Origin of the sequence: Paenibacillus glycanilyticus NBRC 16618 (genome assembly GCF_004000805.1) — a bacterium.
GTDB classification, from domain to species: domain Bacteria; phylum Bacillota; class Bacilli; order Paenibacillales; family Paenibacillaceae; genus Pristimantibacillus; species Pristimantibacillus glycanilyticus.
In genome coordinates this window covers 35,979-56,155 of the sequence record NZ_BILY01000009.1, presented here as the reverse complement: position 1 = coordinate 56,155, position 20,177 = coordinate 35,979, and the positions used below count along the sequence as shown (strand labels likewise).

Here is a 20,177-nt window from a genome sequence, read left to right as displayed (position 1 = left end):
TTATTGGACACTTGATCGTAAGTGGGACGAATTTTCATAATTAATGATAATATCCGCAAAAAGCGCCCTTGTATTTTTATACACAAATTGCATACGAGTAATTAAAGCCCCATACAAACACAAAGAACATACAAAATAACCCCCGATGATCAGATCGAGGGTTATTTCACAAATCGCAGCATTGAATATGATTGTTAGGTCGAGGACCATGTCAGAGCAATCCACATGTCGGACATCGATTTTGTATTGAAATAGAGGCTCCAATCTCCAACAGGCGCTGCAGGCAAGCCGTCAGACAAAATTCCGCGATATAAACTCCCTTCTGCCACTAACATGCCCTTCTTCTTATCAGTATTCTTACTTCCATTTTCGAAAACTTCCACAATTGGGGGAAGCGGGTTCTCTGTTTTGCTACGCGCCAATATCTCGACTCTCTCGATTCTCTTATGGCGGTCCCTGCTCCAGAATGGGTAATGCTCGTCTTTGAAACGGATCTCCAATTCGAACCTCTTGGTGTCGCTTGGTTGTTGGCTTTGCAGATTTGCCCACGCTACCGGAAACTCATGACGCACGGAGAATAGACGAACCGAGCCCGGCGCCTGAGCAACTTCAGCCAGACTATTGAGGCTATTCTCGGCTTCTCTACGCAACGAACCGCCGCCCTCGCGAGCCGTATAGCGAAGGTGAAGAATCACATCGCTGATCGTGTCATATTCGAATTGGCGCAGTTTAGTCGGCAGTTCTAGCTCCCATTCGCTAATGGCGCCCATGTTCTCAAATGGAAGATAGCGCTCATCCCGGAGATTGGTCTCGAACATCCCGCTGTCGTTCTGGGCTGTGCTCGTGACAATGGCTTGCGTGCTGCCATAATAATCACTGAATCGGCTGTCTTCCGTGCCAAGCCGCGCATAGCCGTCTCCCACTCCGACTTCCTTGCGAATGGAGCTCTTGGTCAAAATCAATGAGCAATTCACGGAAGTGTAAGGGCCCGCCACGCAAGGAATGCTTATCGCCACGCTTTTTATCCGCCGGAAATAATGTCCAGGTCCGTCCATATCGAACAGGGCTTCAGGCAGTTGTATCGTCGTTCTCCCCGTCGTGCGCAGCTCAATGAGGGCCAGCGGATTCACCTGAATCAAACTGATGTGTTTGGTCAGCTCATACTCGCGCTTATTCAACTCGTGATAAGCCATCTCCATGCGCTTCAGGTCGAAATACAGCTTCTCGCCTGCAAGCAATCCTTCCTTGCCGGACATATAGCCATACTGCAAGAAAGTGAGATCGGGCTTACCCAATTCGTGCTGCAATGCGCATTCGGCTTTCTTCGCCACATCGAAAGCAAACTGGAATACCTGCGCATATAAACCGCGTACCTCGCGCTTTAACCAAGCGTAAAAGGCTTGAGTGGTTTTTTTGCCGTTCTTTTCGTTGGTTAGGAAATCTTCGATTTCCTGCGAATGCTTGATTTGCTGCTGGTGATTGCGCCACTCGCGCTCGGCGATATTTTCGCGAATTTGCGCGGCTCGTAATTGTTTGAAGATCTGATTGATCTCGCCGGCTGCCGTATTGCTTTGTTGAAGCCAATCTTGTTCTCGGCGGGCGTAATTACCTATTTTGGCCGCTCTTCCCGCTTGATAGTTCAAGTGATCGGACCATTCAAGGGCTAAATCAGCAGCAAGACGAGCCGTTCTGGAAAGATCCGTACCGCCCTTGGTGGCATGCCCCCCTAGTCCCCAAAAGTGGAAGTCTATATTGAAATCCGGTAACACGGACAGACCTTCCCCAAGCAGAATAGAGGCTTTTGCTATATCATGCCACATTCTTGAAGAACTAGATTTGTCCAATTCCTCAGCTTCATAGCTGCTCACAATCTTACCTCCTGATTCTCCCAAATCTTGCGCAATATCCACTTCATAAGTTCGGCCGACAACTTCCGGCTCGGAGCTCTTGAACTTAAACTTTTCGAAGCTGTCCGCATCCAGCGCATCCATACCCGGAATCGCGATTTCACTTTCCGGTTTGCCGAGCATGCGTTCATAATAGATGTAACGCTGAGCCGCGTTGAAGAGCGATGTCTCGAGACCTTCCCGGTTTTTGATCGTCTCCTGCCATTGCGCATATTTTACCGTTTCTGCTAGGCCCAGAATGACTTTTTCGTGCCTGGCGCGAAGGATCGACAGTGCCTCGTTATCCTCCTTCTCCATCGCAGAGAGCAAACTGTTACCCAGCGATTTGACTTCCTGGCATATCTCTCCTGCCTTTTGCACAAGTAATTGATAGCGCACCAACGGAAGCGGTTGGTTGATTCCCGCGATGACAGCTCCGATATCCAACCCTGCCGCAGCCGCCCTGGCCAGCAATGCCGGGTCGATTGGCGGCTCGAACAACGGCAGCTGGCGAAAGATGCCTTGCAAGTTCAAACTGTTGCGGATCTTAAATAAGCGGTCGGCGACCGTATCCCAATAGCTCATCATCTTGTCGTTACGCGGCACGCAGAAATGTAACGACGTCCCAATCGTGCTTAAAGTCGCAAATTGATCGATGGCGCCGCCCGTCATGGGAAGAGGGGCTAGATCAAACGGAATCTCGCTCTCCATCTTCTCCAGCGTGTTGCCGAATTCATCCCACTTGCCGCGCGCGGAGGCATAAGTTAGCGGTGCCAGAGACCCTTTCTTAGGCACGGCTTGCGGCCGATCGCCCAGAATCAACGCTGCCAGCACATAAATCTGCGTTGCCTCATTGATGGCTTCGCCGGTATCCTGCCGGAACAGGTCATCTCCCCAGGCGATTAAATTGTCCAAATAAGCCATTACAGCCTTATACATATAAGCTGTATGGCGGTACCGTGCGATGAGATGAGGCCGAAACGGAGAATCCTTCCAAGCCCCAATGCTATTGATCGTGTCATTCTGCAGCGCTGAGTCGGTTCCTGCGGATAGATTCACAAGTATTTCTTCAATCTGTTTGACCTCCGTGTACTGAAACGGCTGCACTTTCCAGAAGCGTTCCGGCGTCGCGCCGTCGCTGCTGTCCGTAGGATCAAAGATAAAGTGGAACCACCGCTGTGCTTCCTCGTAGCGCTGGTTCTTGCTTAGATGTATGGCAGCAGCGATCGGAATGTGGTAGAACAGCTCCCAGTTATAGACGGAATAAGCACCGCTCGAAGTAAAGTCAAGGTCTCTTACAGGGTAAGGCTGCTGCACCAGATCCGTAGGCGAATATTGCGTCTCGGTGAAAATCTCCCGATAGAGCTTCGGGCGCGGCTTGCCGCCCAACAGCTTGATGTTCGTCCCCACTGGCAATTCAACGATGCCGGGCTCGGTTAGCCGGCGCAGTTGCCCATCTTCGCCGATGATGAGAATGGCTTCCGGCAAGGCCACTTTTACCTTTTCGGACTCAAGGATAACGACATCGCCGATTTCAAGATCGGCGGCGGTCCCATTCTGGTGCACGACCCTTATGCCCCGTTGTTGATCAGTGGCAATGACGCTTCCGGGCAGCGTCGTCTTCAATCCGCCAACCAGCCTCACTTCAACACCGTCGGGAATCGCAACCGTTACGCTTCCTTGCAGCGTGATCGGTTCGATCTCCGTCGGTTGGCCCGGCCGCGGTAATTGCAAAGCCAGACCATTCGGCAAGGCAATCTGAAAGCTAAACGGCAGCGTCTGATACGTCCCGTCATTGTTCTTCACATAGTCGGTGTCGGCAGCCTGCAATCCTGCCACCGATCCCTCCATCAACCGCTTTGCCAATTCTCCGACATAGGGATGAAAATGAGGGTAAATATGATAGCGGAGAGTTCGAGATTTGGTAAGAATAAGGTGTTCGCCCATTGTGGTTTCTTCGACCTCGACAAAATTGTTAAGAGGCCCTAACAACTTGACGGCAGCTGAGTCCGCCAATCCGTGAAATGGAGCAGCCTTCACACGTTGGTTATTCAATATCATTTAGCACCTCTATTCCTCAGATTGATGCTGCCGCCGGCGCTGGTGATGACGTGGGATATTTGCTCCGTCTCTTGAATGCGGCCTTTGGCTCCGATGATGACATCGCCGAACTGCATGGCAATGTTGGGCTGAGTTTGCGCGTCTACATTGGGTTTAATGCTATACAGCGAAACGGATCTCATCAATTCGGGTCTAGGTTGAGGCTGCTTCACGAATACCTGGTTATATTTCGGCGGAATCACCGGGAAGAGATCGTGAGGCGGATGCAGAATAAAATCGTTCCAGCGCGGTCGCAGAGACTTCTCGGTATGGATATAGCCCTGCCACGTCTTGACCGTTGTCTCCGTCAAAGACGGCTCTACAAAAAACGTATGCCTATCGTCGGCATAAAAAACAGGACTGACTAGCGGCGCAAACTCCTCATTCGGCCAACTCATTGGATTACTAGCCTGTAATATCGTAAATTTGTCTATATTGGACATAATGGTGTGCGGCGCGCGCGGATCGGCTTGCGTGACGCCGTCTGTCGTTACCACTTGCTGTACGAATGATACCGCTAATGCTGTCTCCCCTTTGTAACGATTAAATGACGTCTCGTTAACCGAGTATGGTGAAGGAGCAGTCGACAAGCTAGTTGGTCCGAACTGGGGAACGCCGTTTTTGCTAGTCAATTTGAAGTCGTGTTCTAAACCGTTCAAATGAATTCGAACCGCATCTGTACCTGCATCCGAATCCTCCTCCTTTGACACGGTTACAAATACTTCGCTTGCAAGAAAGGGCTGAGAAGTGATCGTATTCCCAAAACCACTTGATTCCCGTACCGACCACTCGCCTTGAAAGTATTCGGACCAGCTCAGTTGAATATCGAGACTTCGATTAACCGCACCTTTGGAGACCGTTACGACGTTATTAATTAACGTTGTTAACGGAGTCTCGCCTAGCGGGCTCTTCTCGTTTATAGTCGGGCCTGTCGTAGACTCCTCTACCTTCTCCATGAAGGTTAGCCAGAACAAATGAAGTCGCTCTCTCCACACGACTGCAACAAGATGATCGCCGTCGATATCTGCCGTGACCGGCTCCCAAGGGGTCCACATGTGATGAGCGTAGCTTCGATAGAAATACTGTCGCGGCGACATATAGGTGCGTCCGATCACGTGAATAGTTGGTGGACCTAACGGCTTCTCCTCCACGTACATCGTTACAATTTCTAACCGCGCCAACTGGTCGAGCTTCTTCAGGTATACATAAAGCGCATCCTCGGCGAGCTGATTCGTCACATCGCCTTGCAACAGACTGCTCTCCAGCTCCTGAAACAAATGGGTTTTGTCGTCACGCCACTCCGGCTCAAGCCAGTTCTCGGGGTAAAGGAAAATCTTGCGGTTCGCCTCCCACAACCGATAGCGTTTCATCCAGCTCCAATGCTGCGCGTTCAGTACCGAAGGATGAACACTAGGCTCAAGGTTCAAGAAACAGCGCTGTATAAACGTCTGCACCGATGATATGGCCAGCCGAAGCCGCGAGGTTTGCACAACCGGCTCGGTTCCGGGATCGATCAAGAAGTATTCAAACAGCTTCTCGACGCTAACCAATTGCTCGTTCGTGTGCATGATGTAAGCGACCAGCGCATCGCGCTGACGTTGGCGCAACGGGTCGAAGATCGCTCGTGCGAATCGTTGCCATGTCTCCGGCTCGAAGCGAGCTTTTACCGTCCTACGAATATTCATGGCAACGGTTGCATCCGGCCGAGAGGTGAGCCATTTCTTCAATGTCGACACCGATATCCCGAACCTTTCGACGATTTGCAGCGCTTGCCACAAACGTCCCACCAACTCTTCGTCCGCGAATTGTACGGGTTCCTTCATCTTAAGTTCGGCTGCTGCCAGTTGCACTTCACTACCCTGTCTCCTTGTCAGAGTCGCGATACGTTCACATAACTCTTCTATCCTTGAGTCCTTCTCATTGTCTTCGCAACGCAATCGGGCATATTCGAAGATGGCGATGAGGTCATCACCTCCGCCTGCCAGTGCGCGCTTAAGCGAAGCATAATGTATCAAAGGCCTAAATCCGCTGAAACTCGCCACGGCCGCAGCGAAAGCTTGCTCATCCTGATCTTCCTCACCTGAATCTTCCCTAGCCCTTTGTTTCTCCGTTGGCAACAGACGCCAATTCACGCCGCCAAAGTCCGACGGATTCGTCAGAATGTGGCGAACCTCCCTCTCGCTCAAGCCGAGCCCTAGCACGAGCTGCAGTGCTTTGGCTGTCATGGTGTATGCACGCTCCGCTCCAATACACACTGCCTTCGGGATCGTGACCACAAGCTTACTCAATTGCGCTTTAGGCGTGGTCTCACCTTTGATTAACAATTGGAAAGAACCTTTTTGCAAGTTGGTGGCTGTCAAATGGAAGTCATAAAGCACACCTGGCTTCAAGTTAATAATCGCGAACAGCTCCTCGCCATCTTCCGAAGCAATGCCGCCTTGCGTAAACGCAACGGTTGTCTGGTCAATAGAAAGCTCAACTTTGGCAGCCTTCATGCCCAATTTGGCATAGAAACGGTACTCTCCTTCCTGCGGGACTTCGATAAAGCCCTCCCATACCACTTCCTGGCGTTCGTCGTCGTCCAAGAGTTCAATGTTCCCGATGGTTTGGATCAGATCCTCAGTATCAGAAGGGTTAAGCTTCACACTAAAGCCTCGCTGGCTTAGGCCTTCAAGTATGGACAGAATCGACTTATCGGTTGCATTAGGTAAAGCAAGAAAATTCTCGTTCGTCATCAGTGTTTCGATCAACGTTGGATCGCCGCCGGTCTGCAACGTCATCGCTTGCACGATTGCCTTGCGAGTAAGTTTCGCTTGAAGGAGAGGAAGTATGGTCGCCAATATCTGCTGGCGTTTCGCATCTCGCGATAAATTTACCGTGTCACCATAGAGCTCATTGAATTTCAGTGGTCCATCGAAGTTCTTGCTGAAGAAGACCTCGAATTGAGCACTTGAGTTTATCGAGATCTCATCGAGCAGCTCCGAATACATTTGACGCGCAGCAATGGAATCTTGTTCACCCGGTAACGGTTCCGGGATCGCGGCAAGCAATGCGGTTTTATCAGCAGCGGTCAGAACACCTGTATACGTTACCTTCTGTTGTTGTCGTATGTCGTCATATGAAACATTCACGCCGTTATTCCCATAAATAGCAGGGTCGAGGCGATGCGTTGGGAGCACGTGTTCTTTCGTCGCGCTATACACTGCTTTGTCTAGCAACTGCTCAACGACATCGGGAGCAAAAGCCATCCCCATCTTCTGACGAAGCTCGTCATCGCTCACGCTAGCCGCGTTATCAGGTACGGCGAAGTCGGCAGCAATGGCACGCAGCTGCGCCGCCGATAGCCTGATCCAATCCTTGGAGCTGCCGTCTTCGCGATAGCTGCCGTTCGGATCCATCCGATGCCGGAACAGGTAATTCAGGTCGCTGACTGTGAATGCACTGCCCTTGACTTCCTGCACGAGGCGTACGAAATCAAGCGTTTGCTCGAGCGGATAATCGTCCTCGATGCTGCTCAGCGCATTCGGACTGAGCGGATGAAACGGATTCAATCCGCTAAGCGCCTTTAAGATAATCAATTCGCTGATGGACAACTTCAATGCTTTGGCCAACAGACCATAGCGATAAAGCGTAGAAATGTTGGTTAGCAGTAGTTTGGCTTTATGGATATCTCTCTCTTCATCCTTGTTGCTATCTTTCAGGATCAGGGCAATCTCATCTGCCGTTACGTTCAACGCGGCTTGTATCGCAGGTAAATGATCTGCAAGAAATAATTTCGGGTCGCTTAGATAGTTGTCCAATGGGTCGTCAAATACAGCATCTTCTTTCAGGATGTTGCGAGTTAAGAACAGCTGCGCGTACAACGAGTTTTTACCCTTCGTCGGCATTCGCTCCGACCACAGCATCAGCAGCTTGATTCGCGAATCTTTGCCTGTTTGAAGCCGTTCCGACAGTTCTTTGAGATGCGCCAAATAAACGAGTGCGGTTTGCATCGCATTTCCCAATTTAACATCGGTGATTTCTTCGTTGACGGGAAGATGACAAAAAGTGGTTAGTGCAAGATCAGTCTCCTCCATCGTCCAGCCCAGCCGCTTCCATAACCGAACGAATACATTCAATTTGAGGAAGAACGAGGCATCCACTTCTGAACCGTCCGCATATCTCAGCTCTTGCTGATCTAACCTGCCGGAGTTATCCAGATCTTTTAAAACAACGATTTGCTCGAAATCCCCTGCTTCCCTTGAATGTTGCAACCAAAGTGCGACGTCAGAGTGAGGCCCGAACTTTTCGGTGAGCTCTGTCAGACACCGCTCAAACTCTTCTTCTTCCTCAGGTTTAAGCGGCTCATATTCAGGATGCTTCTTGTAGCGAAACACTTCTTGCAAATCAAGTCCCAGCTTGCGCAGCGTGACCAGAGTGTGCAGTCTCGGGTTTACAAACTCGGTCTGCACAAGCTCAATGAGCTCCTTATAGGTTACATCCAGTCTGCGAGAAAGCATTTTGGCCGATTTTAGTATAGCGATGGCTTCTATTCCGTTCTCCACGTCGTAACCGTATAATCTGGGCCAGCTTGCTATATTCGGAGCGGTATACAGGGCATATTCATCGGGAGTCAATCCAAGATATTCGCTGAAGATATGTACGCGATAGTAGGCTTCTTTCGGTTCTTCCACAGGCACGAACAATTCATGGCTCGGCCGAAATGAATCCAATACTTTCCAAAATGGCGTCTCGAAATAGTCGCAGAAGCGGCGTACCGTCTCCAACCACAAATCAAACGGCAACGACAGCGGATAGATAGCGTCTTTTAATGTTTCGTAGGCCAGGGGGATGATGTTCTGAGGTTCCGCAATCAATTCGGCTGAGGTGGCTTCCCCGGTATCGCGCACCGCTTTGGCATCTATTTGACGATTGGCAACGTAGTATTCCAAAATTTCATTTACGAGATCGATATAGGGCATTGCAGTGTTGGTATTCTCGCAAGTCAAAGGCAGATACGGGATATCCGGGCGGCGCTTAATGAGAGCTTCATATGGCTTTAGATAATTGTAGTTGGCATATGTTTTGCCGTTATGATTCTTCTCCCAATCCTTCAAGGTATGCTCCCAATCTTGTTCGGAGGGATCAACGAAGCGCAACAAGTCGACCAAATACGCGGCAGGACTTAGAACAGAGCGGCAATGCTCGCATTCGCAATAATCCATTGAATCGAAGAGCGATTCCATCGTCGGATAATCTTTCAGCAGCAACTTCAAGTCACTCTTGGCGTTCTCATGGCGTTCCGTTGCGCCAGTGATCGCCGTAATCGTTGGTGCACTGTCCACCTTCTTGGCAAGCGTGTAAATATTAAACGTAGATGAAGTAATTTGTACGCTCTTATCCCAAACAACATCCGTTACGGCTTGCGAACCGAAATCTTGAGCGTACCGTTCGATAAATGCAGCTTTCGGAATTGAGGCAACCTGCCTGGCCGAAGTGAAGCCGAGTTCGAGCAATTTCGCCATTGCATCGTCGCTCGGAGTCATCTGGTAAACGCGCGTCAACAGCTTGACCCCGTCCTCGGCAAGTCGTTTATTGTCCTTGGTGAACCCATCAAACAAAGATTCCCCATGATGCTGAAGGAATTGTTCCACCGGCGTTCGTCCAAGCTGAAATCCCTTGTTCGCCGCATTTTTCAATAAAGATTGAACAGGTTCCTTCATATCATCATGCTGCGGACCCAGACTCAAATCATTCTTCTCCAGCATCCGTTGGATGACATGAGTGGGAAAGCTCTGACGCACCTTGCGCGCAAGGTCGCCGGCGTATGCGTCGCGGCGGTCGTTAAGTTCCTTCTGACCATAAGCGGTCGGGATCAGTCCAGCAAGCTTCTCGGGGATGACGACGCCATCCTCGCTAGCCATGCTATCTAGCCTCGTACTCCATTCTTTTGGCATATATAAATCATTCTGGGCCAAATGCGCCAAGTTCTCTTGCGAGCCGATTTCATTCATCAGAGACTCGGTAAGCGGAGCGTTATTCAAAGTCAAATAGGCCAGTTTGCCTTGCAATTGCAAATCGGCGATAGGGATGCTTTTATTCTTGGCTTCCCTCCATAATTGTTCGTCGTCGCCATCATACTTCATCAACAGCTTCTCAAACTCGTCCTTGTGCGTCTGTTCCAGATTCAATTTGTCCAGCATATCACCAATGCTTGATAATGCGCCCGGAACGATCATCTTACGCCGTGCGGCAAGGGCAAAGGCTTCGAACGATCGGGCTGCTAGGGTGATTTGATCCATATTAAGGGTGATCACACCTGCTTCATGGGCTCGCGTCAAGGCAGTTGCGAATGCCTCCGGCGTAACCATGGCAAGCGCTTCGGGATCATCAGGCAACCCGGCGCGGATTGCGCCATAGAGTGCATCGTGCCGAATACCCGTTATCGTGCTGAGCTTGGCGGCAGACGCGGCTCTAGCGATTAAACGCGCGTCCCAATTGGTGGATTCATTGAGCATCGACAAATCATAGTTGTTTCCTTTCTCTTGCGCCCGAGCGAGCTTGCCAGGGTCTTCGCCGATGATTTTCCCAAGATCGCCCGTCATCAATAAAAATTCGTTGGTCTGAGATTTAATGAAGGAAGGCGCAACAAGGTTGAGCACTTCATATCGGTCTGCGTTAAACTTCGGAATGGAGAGCCGAACTTCTTGAAGATCTGAGTCAACGGTCCTCACTTCGATATGTGCGGCCGAATTGTCCAAGTCATAGGGCAAAACATAGAAGCCTTGATCATCTGTCTCGATCTCGCCGAGCAAAGTCTCGTCCTCGCCGAAGCCTTTGTTCACGATGCGCAGCGTAATCTTCGCAGCGGGCAAGCCGTTTTCCAGAAAGATACGTCCCTCAACTCGTCTCGGAAGAACGGTGCCCCCGACAGCAGTGAGAAGAGCGTTTCGCGTCCCGTCATCCAATACGCCTGTCTGGGCAAGGTCAAATTTAGCTTGCAGCTGCAGCAGCACATCGCGCGTGCCGACGCCGAAGATACCGCTCTCCGTCTCGCCCGCCGGAAGCGTAGCACCTAGGCTCACCAATTTGGCATGAAGGTCTCTGACCGCTTCGCCTTGCATGTTGAGCGAGAGCCGAGCGGCTGCTCTCCCAAGCGAACCGATCTTCTCGTCAATACTCGCCAGATGGTCTGTTCCGGCGTTGATCGAGTTCAATGTTTGAACTTGCGCCTTCAGCGCATCAGCCAATTGAGCCAATCCTTCATTCAATACTCCTAGCTCCTGCAGGATTTCATTGATAGCAGCAGCTGTCGTCTCATCCACGACTCCGCTGTCTGCCAGGTGCCGCTCCTCTTGAAAGATGCTGACCAGCTTAATTGTGCCATCTTTATATACTTGATCAACGCGCTCTTGCTGCATCATTGCAGCTAGCTCTTGCCTGAAACTGTCATTACCAGACATAATAATAGCTTTATCCAGGAATAGCTGCAGCGCGTCTTGCAGATCGCCGACCTCCGGGCTTCGGTCTCCTGGTTTTAGGGGAAAAATAATTTTGTTCATGGAGGGCCTCCTTTTGATACTTTACATTTGAGCTAATCGACTAGGTACACCATCCTGGAATAGTTACTTTTCTTACATCTTACTCAGCGGTAAAGTCGTCATAGCGATACTCTCCACCCGATAATACGTATTGGAAGTAATGAAAAACGCGATCAGTTTGTCCAAGTAGCCCCTTACCGACTTGAACATGTAGGTGCTGCAGTTCGACAGTGAAAACTGTCGCCGATTGCGGATGGCGAGGTTGACGGCGAAGAGATACGTCCTGCCCGCCACGTCCGCGCGTCGATACCGAAACGTTAGTCCTTCCCTTCGTTAGTCGCACCTAACCTCGTTCAAACCGATTTAGGCTGAGTTGATCCTGCGAGCTAAACTTTTTTCGCCACTTCCGTGCCCAGGTGCGTGTTGGGGTTCCTTCGTCACCCCAACGTACACTCGCAATGACCTACGCTTCTCAGGTGACTAACTATCGCCCATGACGACGGGCTGCGTCCTCGAACTTGGCTCTCTCCGACCAAGGTAATGTCGGCAACGGAAGTTTTAGCGGATCAATGCCGAAAGCATGCTTCAGTAATAGCGCTTGCGGCGAATACTTAAGTGAGAGTTCGACAGGCGTGAAGACAGCATCCACCAGTACGGCATGCGTCTCCTCTGGGGTTTCGGCGGTTGCCATTTGACCGAGCAACAGCGCATCGCCGGCGGCACTTAGAACCTTCATGCCGCTTGGCATCCGGCTCTCCAGTGCTGCCTTGGGCTTTGCTTCGGGCACGGTAGGTGCTCGGCCCTCCGTCTCCGCGACTACTTTAGTGGTGTCCGGTTTGGCTGCAACGTCCGTCGGCTCGGTATTTGACCTGGCAGCAGTCGTTGCCGTATCTACATTAGGAGTCAAGGTGTTGGGATTCCAATTGAGCTTTTCTAGTGCTGCTCTGACTTCACGAGCAGCCTGCGTGGTGCCAGCCTTGATCATGTTACGCACCTCGCCATTGATTGCGTTCTTGAGTGCTACGGGCTCCAAAGGACTTCCGGCGAATCTCTTCGTTGCTTCAGCAAATACCTCCCGCATTTCCTTGATGTCGCCGAACCGGCGCGTGAACAATGCCGAGGGGTCGTCCGCCAGTGAGATAGGGCCGCGAACTTCCTGGGCACCCACCTCGGTGCGTGTCCATTTGGTGATCCGATTCTCAGTCGACAACCTGAATGTTCGATTTTCGACATCAGTTGCACGACGGAACTTCTCCTCAATGGAAATTCCCTTCTCGCCTACGGCGAGTGGTTCGTCAATGTCGATGGTCACCGGCTCGGACATGGTCGCATCCTTCCCAGCTGCCCAAGCCTTCTTCCAGGGAGATCGCTGAATCGTTTTGAAGGTCACACTTTCTCCTTCGAAGTCCATCGATAATTCTCCGCCGGGCGGTTCCTTGTTTTGCTTTCCATTCGGATCTACGTAGGTGATAGGCGCACAGTGCGCATATGCGTAGGAGTCGACGCCATCGGTGACACCCAGGGGATCCGGTGCATTCCAACGTCCTAACCACGCCGCATAATACCTCGCCCCGTGGTAGTACAATCCACTCTCCTCATCCCGCTCCTTCCCCGTATACCGATACCGCTTCGCCGTCTCCGTCATGCTGCGTACCGCCTGATAGGTCGAACTGCCGTAAGGTGCGTATTCCTCGTAGGAAATGATCTGCGCCTGCTCGTCCAGCTCCAGGCTGCTTGATCCGAGATGGTTGCCGAACTGGTAGCGGATCAGTCGCTGCGGCACGTCCTGCTCATCGCCCAGCGTGCGCATTTCCACCAGCACGATACGTTGCTTATCGTCCATCACGTGCAGCGTCACGCGCTCCAGTTTCAGAGTGCGCGCGGGGGCCACTCCTTGGTAGCTGCGAAACACTTCGAACCCACCGAGGTAGATGCGCTCGTCCTTGATGCCGCCGTTGTTGGCCAGCTCCGTCACCTTGCGCACGCGCTGCCCTGAGGCGTCATAGACGTACCAGGTGCGCTCGCCGTGGCGCTCGACGCCGTCCGCGTCCTTGTCATTGACCTTCTGTCGCTGTGTCATCTGCAACTGGTCCCGGTAGTCCCACTGCATCGTCTGCAGTTGCGGCATGCCCAGCATGTTGCCGTGGACGTCGTGGCTGTAGCGTTCCGACGCGGCGTTGCCGACGGTGGTACGGCTCAGCCGGTTGCTCTGCTTGACGGGGTCGATCAGGCTGGCTTCGCCGTAGGTATAGGCGCGCGCCCAGTCCGCCATGGCGGCGTTGTCTCGCGCGTGCTGCATCTGCAGGAAGTTGCCGACCGCGTCATATACATAGCGTTCGGTATAGCGGCCCATCGCATTCCGGTCGTTAGGCGCGAAGCCGCCGGCTGGATTAGCACTGAGGATGCCGACGCGCCCGGCATCCTTATAAGTGTGCGAGATCGGCGTGCCGCCTTGGCCGAGGTGCTCGCGCCCGGTGGCTTGGATCAGACGATAGAGCGCGTCGTACGTGTAGTCGTTGCTCGGCTCGACGCGCTGGTTCTTGAAGTAGATGGCCTGCTGCGCGTCGTCGTGGATGTGGGTGATGTTGCCAGCGGGGTCGTAGGTGTAGTGCAGGTTCTGCACCTGCTTGCCGGGCCAGGCGGGGTTACCGGCCAGCGGGTCGTCGCCGGGGAAGTCCGCTAGTTTGCGCCTGGTCAGCAATTGGGTTAGGCGGAAGGTGTGTGGGTCGTATCTGTAGAAGGTGCTGGCTCCGTTTAGGTAATCGATGCATAGGCGTTGGCCTTTGGCGTCGTAGTCGATGTTGGCGACGCCGATCGACGACGGCGCCTCCACGGCCGGATCGAGCAGTTTGTCAGGCTGCGCCGCGCGTTCCAGCCAGATATTCACCCCCTCTAGCAGATTTGCCTCGTTGAACATCGGCTGGATGACATTGAACTTACCACGCCCCAGACTGCTCCGCGGCGCGACGGACTGGATCGGGCGATTGAGCGCGTCGTACCGGGTACAGCCTTCGAAAGTTTCGGCATCGAGATTCGGCCGGGGATTCCGAGACCAGTCCGGAATGGCTTTGTAGTCGCTGACCACTTGGCGCGTACTGCACAGCAGATTGCCTTTGAAGTCGTAGGCCTCGCTCGGCTTGCCGGCGGCGTCGAGTCTTGCATTGGTGGCGACGCCAGCCGAATCGGAATGTTGATAGACGCGGGTGCGCAGGTTGAGGCGCTGCGCTTCTGCTTCCTGGGCCGGCGTGGCCCCTGGCGGCGGTTCGCCGTATTCGATGCTATCAACCAGCAGACCAGCCTCGTTCGGCGGATTCAGCGTGCGCGGGTCTGAGCTCGGTCTCAGCGGTTCAGGGTCGCTGAAGGTGCCGCGCACGTACTGCTCGATCGGGCGACGCAGCGCGTCGTAGCCCGTGGTGAAGTTATGGCCTCGGCTGTCCCAGGCGCGGATAGGCTTTCCGGCAACGTCGTTGAGCATCCAACGCGCGCCGGCTTCCATGCTGAGCTGGTGGACGCGATTGCCAAGCATGTCGTAGGCGTACTGCATGACGACGCGCTGCTCCAGTGCCCCCAAGGGCAGGTTGGCCGGGTCGGGCAGCTTGCGTTCGTCGAACACCTTGCGCTGGTTGCCTTCGATGTCCAGCTCGACGCGGGTTCGGAATTCCTCGTCGGGGTTGTTGTGGAGCAAGTGGCCTTCGCAGATCACCCGGTTGCGCGCCACGATCAGGAAAGGTCGACCCAAGGCGTCGAAATGGGCGGTAGCAGGTGTGTCGGCGTGGCTGGCGGCGCGCTCAGCGGCCTTGGTTTCGTTCTTGCGATTCTCGGCGGCCGGGTAGCGGTTTGCAAAGGCTGCTGCATGGGCAGGCAGGGTTCTCAGCTCGTGCCAAGTAGGCAGGTACTCGGCATCCGGCAGTCGGCCGAAGTAGCCGGCGATGTCAGCATCGCGTAGTGGGTTGTCGGCACGCACCGGCAGAAGCACCGTGTCGTTGACGTCATAGGTCGTTTGCTGCCACGGATCGAAGACCACCTTCTCCCAGGTGTGGTTGGGATGCAGCGTTGCGACGACCCGCTCGGCTGGGTCGTAGAACATCACCGGGCTGGCGCCGACCTGCACGCCGAACTCGAAGCGGTGATCGCTGTAGAAGTTGCCATCTGGCCGTTGCCGCTTGCTGAAGAAGGGCTCGTACCGGCGGACCGGCTTGCCCTTGTTGTTGAAGATGGTCCAGCCGCTGCTGACCCAGCGCAGGTTAACGACGGGCGAAGCGGGGTCGTTGACGTCGAACGGGCCGGGGCCGGGTTCGGCCTGGATCTTCTTCTGGATTTCGCGGCCGAAGCCATCGGAGTAGCTAAAGCTGATCTGCAGCTTGCTCTTGGCCCCCTGGCCCAGATCGCTGACATGGGTTTCGCGCGCGATTGTGGCCGCGAATGGTGGCTCGCCCAAGCGCATGTAGCGCGTCAAGTCATAGACGACGCGCGTCGTCGCGTTGGCGAGCAACTCGTGCGCGGCCTGAGTTGCTACGCTGGCGTTCGGATCGGGTGATGCTTCAACCGGATTGTCGACGAAGGCATCGAGCAGTGCCTGCAGCGGCTCGGGAGAGAACAAGGCATCGATCCGGTCGCCCTGGCGCGGATTGTCGTCCGTGGGCTTACCCATCACGGCGGTGCCGACCACCATGCCCAGCGTGTCGAAGGCCACTTCGGTCTGGTTGCGGTTGGGATCGCTGACTAGGCGCGGCTGCAGCACGCGGTAGTCGTTGGTGTCCACCGTTACGCGGTTGCCAAGCGCGTCTCGGGTTTCGACCATTAACAAGTCGTGGGCGTCGAAGGCAACCACGGCGTTGTGTCCGAAAGGATCGCGGTAGCGGCGTGGTTGAAAGAAATGACCGCGCGCTTCGGCCAATTCAACAGGGGCTGCCACATCGTCCGGGTGACAGAACGACCGGCCCGAAGGGATCCACCAGTGGCCATCGCCGTCCAGGTCGACGTAACCACCCTGGTTGCCGGCCTTGCCGCCGAGGATCGTTGCCCGGGCCGCGGGCGGCAGCAGAGATTCGTCGGGTTGCGCTTGGCGCGGGCGCTTGAACACCTGATCTATCAGCCCTGGTGTGAAGGCGAGCTTGTAGCTTTCGCCGGGAAGGGCGAGCGGCTCAAGCGCCTTTAGTGTGAGCAGCGCACCTGTATCGCCCTTGCTGGTCCCGCAGTCATCAGGTCGGTAGAGCGTGCGCAGGCGCTCTATCAGGCGTTTGCGTTGCTTGCCGACCGGTGCTGTGTCTTCGTACTGAATCTCCTGCAAGGCGGTCAGCCGTTGGAATCCATCTTTCTCCCACTCATCGAAGGTGAAGCGACCGGGATCGTCGGGCGGTGTGAAGCCGCAGAGTTCATAAGTGAGCGCCTCAGCCGGTAGAGGTGCACGATAGTCATCGGTGTGTTTCGCGAGTTCGGGGTCACCCGTCGCGCCGATCGGATGGGTAACCGCATTTTCGGTGTAGCTGAGCAAGGTGCTGGTCTGCCTTGCGCGGTCCCACTCGTCGATTAGCGGCGATTGGCGCCGCCCATAACCTATGGCCAGTGACCGAAGCACATTGCCAAAAGTGTCCACCTGCAGCGTCATCGCGTGCTGCACGCGTGGATCGGCTGAGTTGCGCTCGTAGTGGTAGTTAATCGCCTCGCGCGCGTGGGTGAAGAAGACGGCATGGCGATTCGAGCCACGCGGCTGCACTTGGCGGATGGTGAAGTTCTGCTCGGCCACGGTGTAGGGGTGGCCATGGGGGTAGTCGGTGTCCGCATCGAGGCCGTCGAGCGCATAGACCTCCTGGCGCAGCATCATGCCCTTGAGGGACCGCACCGCTTCACGCTCCTCCTCAGTGCGCAGTCCCAATGGAAGAATCGTGTCTGGCAGCAGGCGCTTTTTGGCCTCTTCGTCGTTGTCAAGCCAGGCTGGCTCGCGGTAATACTCACCTCGGTCCGAGTGATTCAGCAATCCGGCGAAGTAGTTGGAGACTCGGTCAGCCCCGCAATAGATCCCGGTGTGGAACCAGGTTCTGGTCAGCACCGGCGGCACATGCGAGACACCGTCGATGTTGGCCGCCGGCGTCTCCCCGTCTGCAAGGGCTGCGAACTGTTCCGTGTCCCACTGCTCCACCAAGCCGAATCCACGGAACTCGCGCTCCTCACCGTCGAAGTAGCCATGGTGGTAGGCGTAGCGGGTGACGAAACGGTTGCGGCTGATATGGTCGAAGGTTTCGACACGCTCGACGACGTGCACCGGGAAAGGCAGCTTCGTGATCCATGGCTTACCATCTCGTTTATCCTGTAGGTAAAACTTGGTCGATGGCGCATACTTAACCTGCGTCTCTGCGCCCAGGTTATTGATTGTCGTCTCCAACAGGTGCGGCTTCCGTCCGCCCATCAGGTCAACATATCGAAGCGGGCAGTGAGCTTCCCCGGGCAACGGAGATGACCAAACCAAACAGGCCGTGCCGTTGCCGAGAAGATCCAAGGTTTGCACCGAGGCGATGTTATCGGGCACAGGGAAGCTTGGGATTAGGGTCGGAACGCTCCAGCTATTGCCGGATTGGTTAAAATACAGGCGCACACCTTCGCGATGAAGATAGATCAAATCCGTCGTGCCCGTACCGTCTATGTCGGCAAGCCGAATGCGGCGGGGATCAAATTGATCGGCGTGGTCGAGCATTAATTCGATATCCTCCGAATCGTAATCCATTGTGACTTTCGCGCCAAAGCGGCCATACCCTAGATTCGGCCAATAGCATATTTCGCTGTTGCGAATACGGACGATATCGCTGAGTCCATCGCCTGACATATCCGAGAGATAGATCGACTGTTCCCCATCGGCAAAAACGATATGCGGTCCCTTCTCTTCGTCCCATGATTTGCTGACCCGCTGCGCTTCATCAAAGCCGTTTTCACCGAGCGAAGGGTACCACACAAACGCGTCATGTTCGCTGATTAGGATATCGGCGTGACCGTCGCCGTCGATGTCGATGAACTTGAGATTAGGATCGTCCCAATTCACGTTGGGCAGAGAGGCGAACGGTATGAACGGATTCCAGTGACCGTCCATGGTTCTTTCATAAAATCCCGGAGTCGGACCGGCAAATTGTACGACATCCGGACGACCGTCGCCTGCCAGATCGAGAAATTGGAATCGATCAGCCAATGCTACCGCAGGCTTGAATGATACAAGTTCTGTCAGACCGAACTTCGCCTCGATCGGTCCATCCACCAAGGTGATCGGACTCAGATTTCGTTTGAAGTACCATGCACTCCCATACTCGGCCAACAAACCAGACAGTCCGTCACCGTCGAGATCGATCCACTGATAGTTGGCGCCGTCAATGCCAATCGGCATATTGTCTAGGCTCTCGCCGTGCAGTTCTTTCAGTTCGGACTGAATGTCAGCATCTTTGTAAAAGAACTCCAATGGAGGCATCTGCGCGGTGAAATAGTTTCCGTCATCTGTAAGGTTATAGCTGCGCTGGATCACTTCGACTAGCTTGGAATAAATGGGAGTACGTGAATTTGCAGCGTCTTTCTCATACTCATAGGTGAAATCTGTTGAACGAATAAGGCCGTCGTACCCTTTCTGTGCGTTCGGCTCATGTGGATCGTCGTCTGGGATATGATGGAACATTAACACACGCTGGCACAATCGATATGTACGAATTTCAAATGTGGAACGGTACGAAGAAAACGGGTCGTTCCGAAGATTCCATTCGCCAGTCTCCTCAGGAGTAGGTTTAGCCTCATCATGTTCACCATAATCGAATACGGCTTCGAAATACCAATCCCCAGGCGGTTCCGGCCATGGCTCGTTTTCCATTAGTTCAGGTAGATAAGGCTTATGATTACCGTACAAAATACGCTTGAGGTACTTATTGACGGTACGCCGTTTGTCATCTCCATCCCCGCGGTTCACTTCGTGAGCTTTCGAGAAGTCAACTTTTTCCGCATTCTCAGCTTTGTACTGGTAATTGATTACATTGCCCTTATCGTCGTGGCTCAGGCAGACCAGCCAGCTGAAGATGCGCTCTGGATGCTCTGGATAGGCGATTCTCGAATCTTCGCTTTTTCCGTACCAGGTAGTGATGTTGTCTTTCGAGATGGAACGCCAAAAGATTTCTTTGGGATCGGAGACGTTCGTCCAAAGTTCGATGCGGGCAAACAAACCTTCAATGCGAGGACGATACCGGCGAATATCATATTCTGTACCATTTACAGTCCGTGGCGGTAGTTCCTCGGGAATCCAGTTTCCCGACGCATCCTGCGTGGACACGGGTACCAGATCTTCGGCGCCTGAGAGGATAAAGACATCTGAATCTTGAGCATCCAGATAGCGAGGCAAACCTTTATCCGTTTTACGCGTGATCGCGGGCAAAGAAAGATTCCATCCCAACCCGAAAACCCCATTGCCTGCGCCTGAATCATATGACAAAGAAAGCTGTGGACCAAATCCGGATCTCCCTGGGCTCGTAGCGATTGGGACACTCATAGATCCTGTGCCTGTGACGGGATTTGCGGCGAACTTTTCGCCCATTCCGCGGATCGCACCTCCTCCCTTTGGTAGTGAGATGGTTGGAGCTTTCAATATTGCGTCTTCCTTGCTGGGAGCAGTTGTACTTTCCGGCTTCGACAATGTGTTCAACCTCCTATC

3 protein-coding genes are annotated in these 20,177 nt (G+C 53.7%); all 3 read right to left on the bottom strand.

The window, feature by feature from the left end:
* Positions 1 to 194: 194 nt before the first annotated feature.
* A complete protein-coding gene (locus tag PGL01S_RS09025; protein ID WP_127493668.1) occupies positions 195 to 3,725 on the bottom strand; it encodes a Tc toxin subunit A-related protein in 3,531 nt (1,176 codons plus the stop codon).
* 218 nt (positions 3,726 to 3,943) lie between these two features.
* Positions 3,944 to 11,527: a neuraminidase-like domain-containing protein gene (locus tag PGL01S_RS09020; protein WP_127493666.1), complete on the bottom strand. Its 7,584-nt coding sequence runs from the start codon at positions 11,525 to 11,527 to the stop codon at positions 3,944 to 3,946.
* 463 nt (positions 11,528 to 11,990) lie between these two features.
* Positions 11,991 to 20,159: a SpvB/TcaC N-terminal domain-containing protein gene (locus tag PGL01S_RS09015; protein WP_218032361.1), complete on the bottom strand. Its 8,169-nt coding sequence runs from the start codon at positions 20,157 to 20,159 to the stop codon at positions 11,991 to 11,993.
* Positions 20,160 to 20,177: the final 18 nt, after the last annotated feature.

Coding starts and splice junctions, on each gene's coding strand:
- PGL01S_RS09020 (WP_127493666.1), bottom strand. CDS start 11,527: ATGAACAAAATTATTTTTCCCCTAAAACCAGGAGACCGAAGCCCGGAG.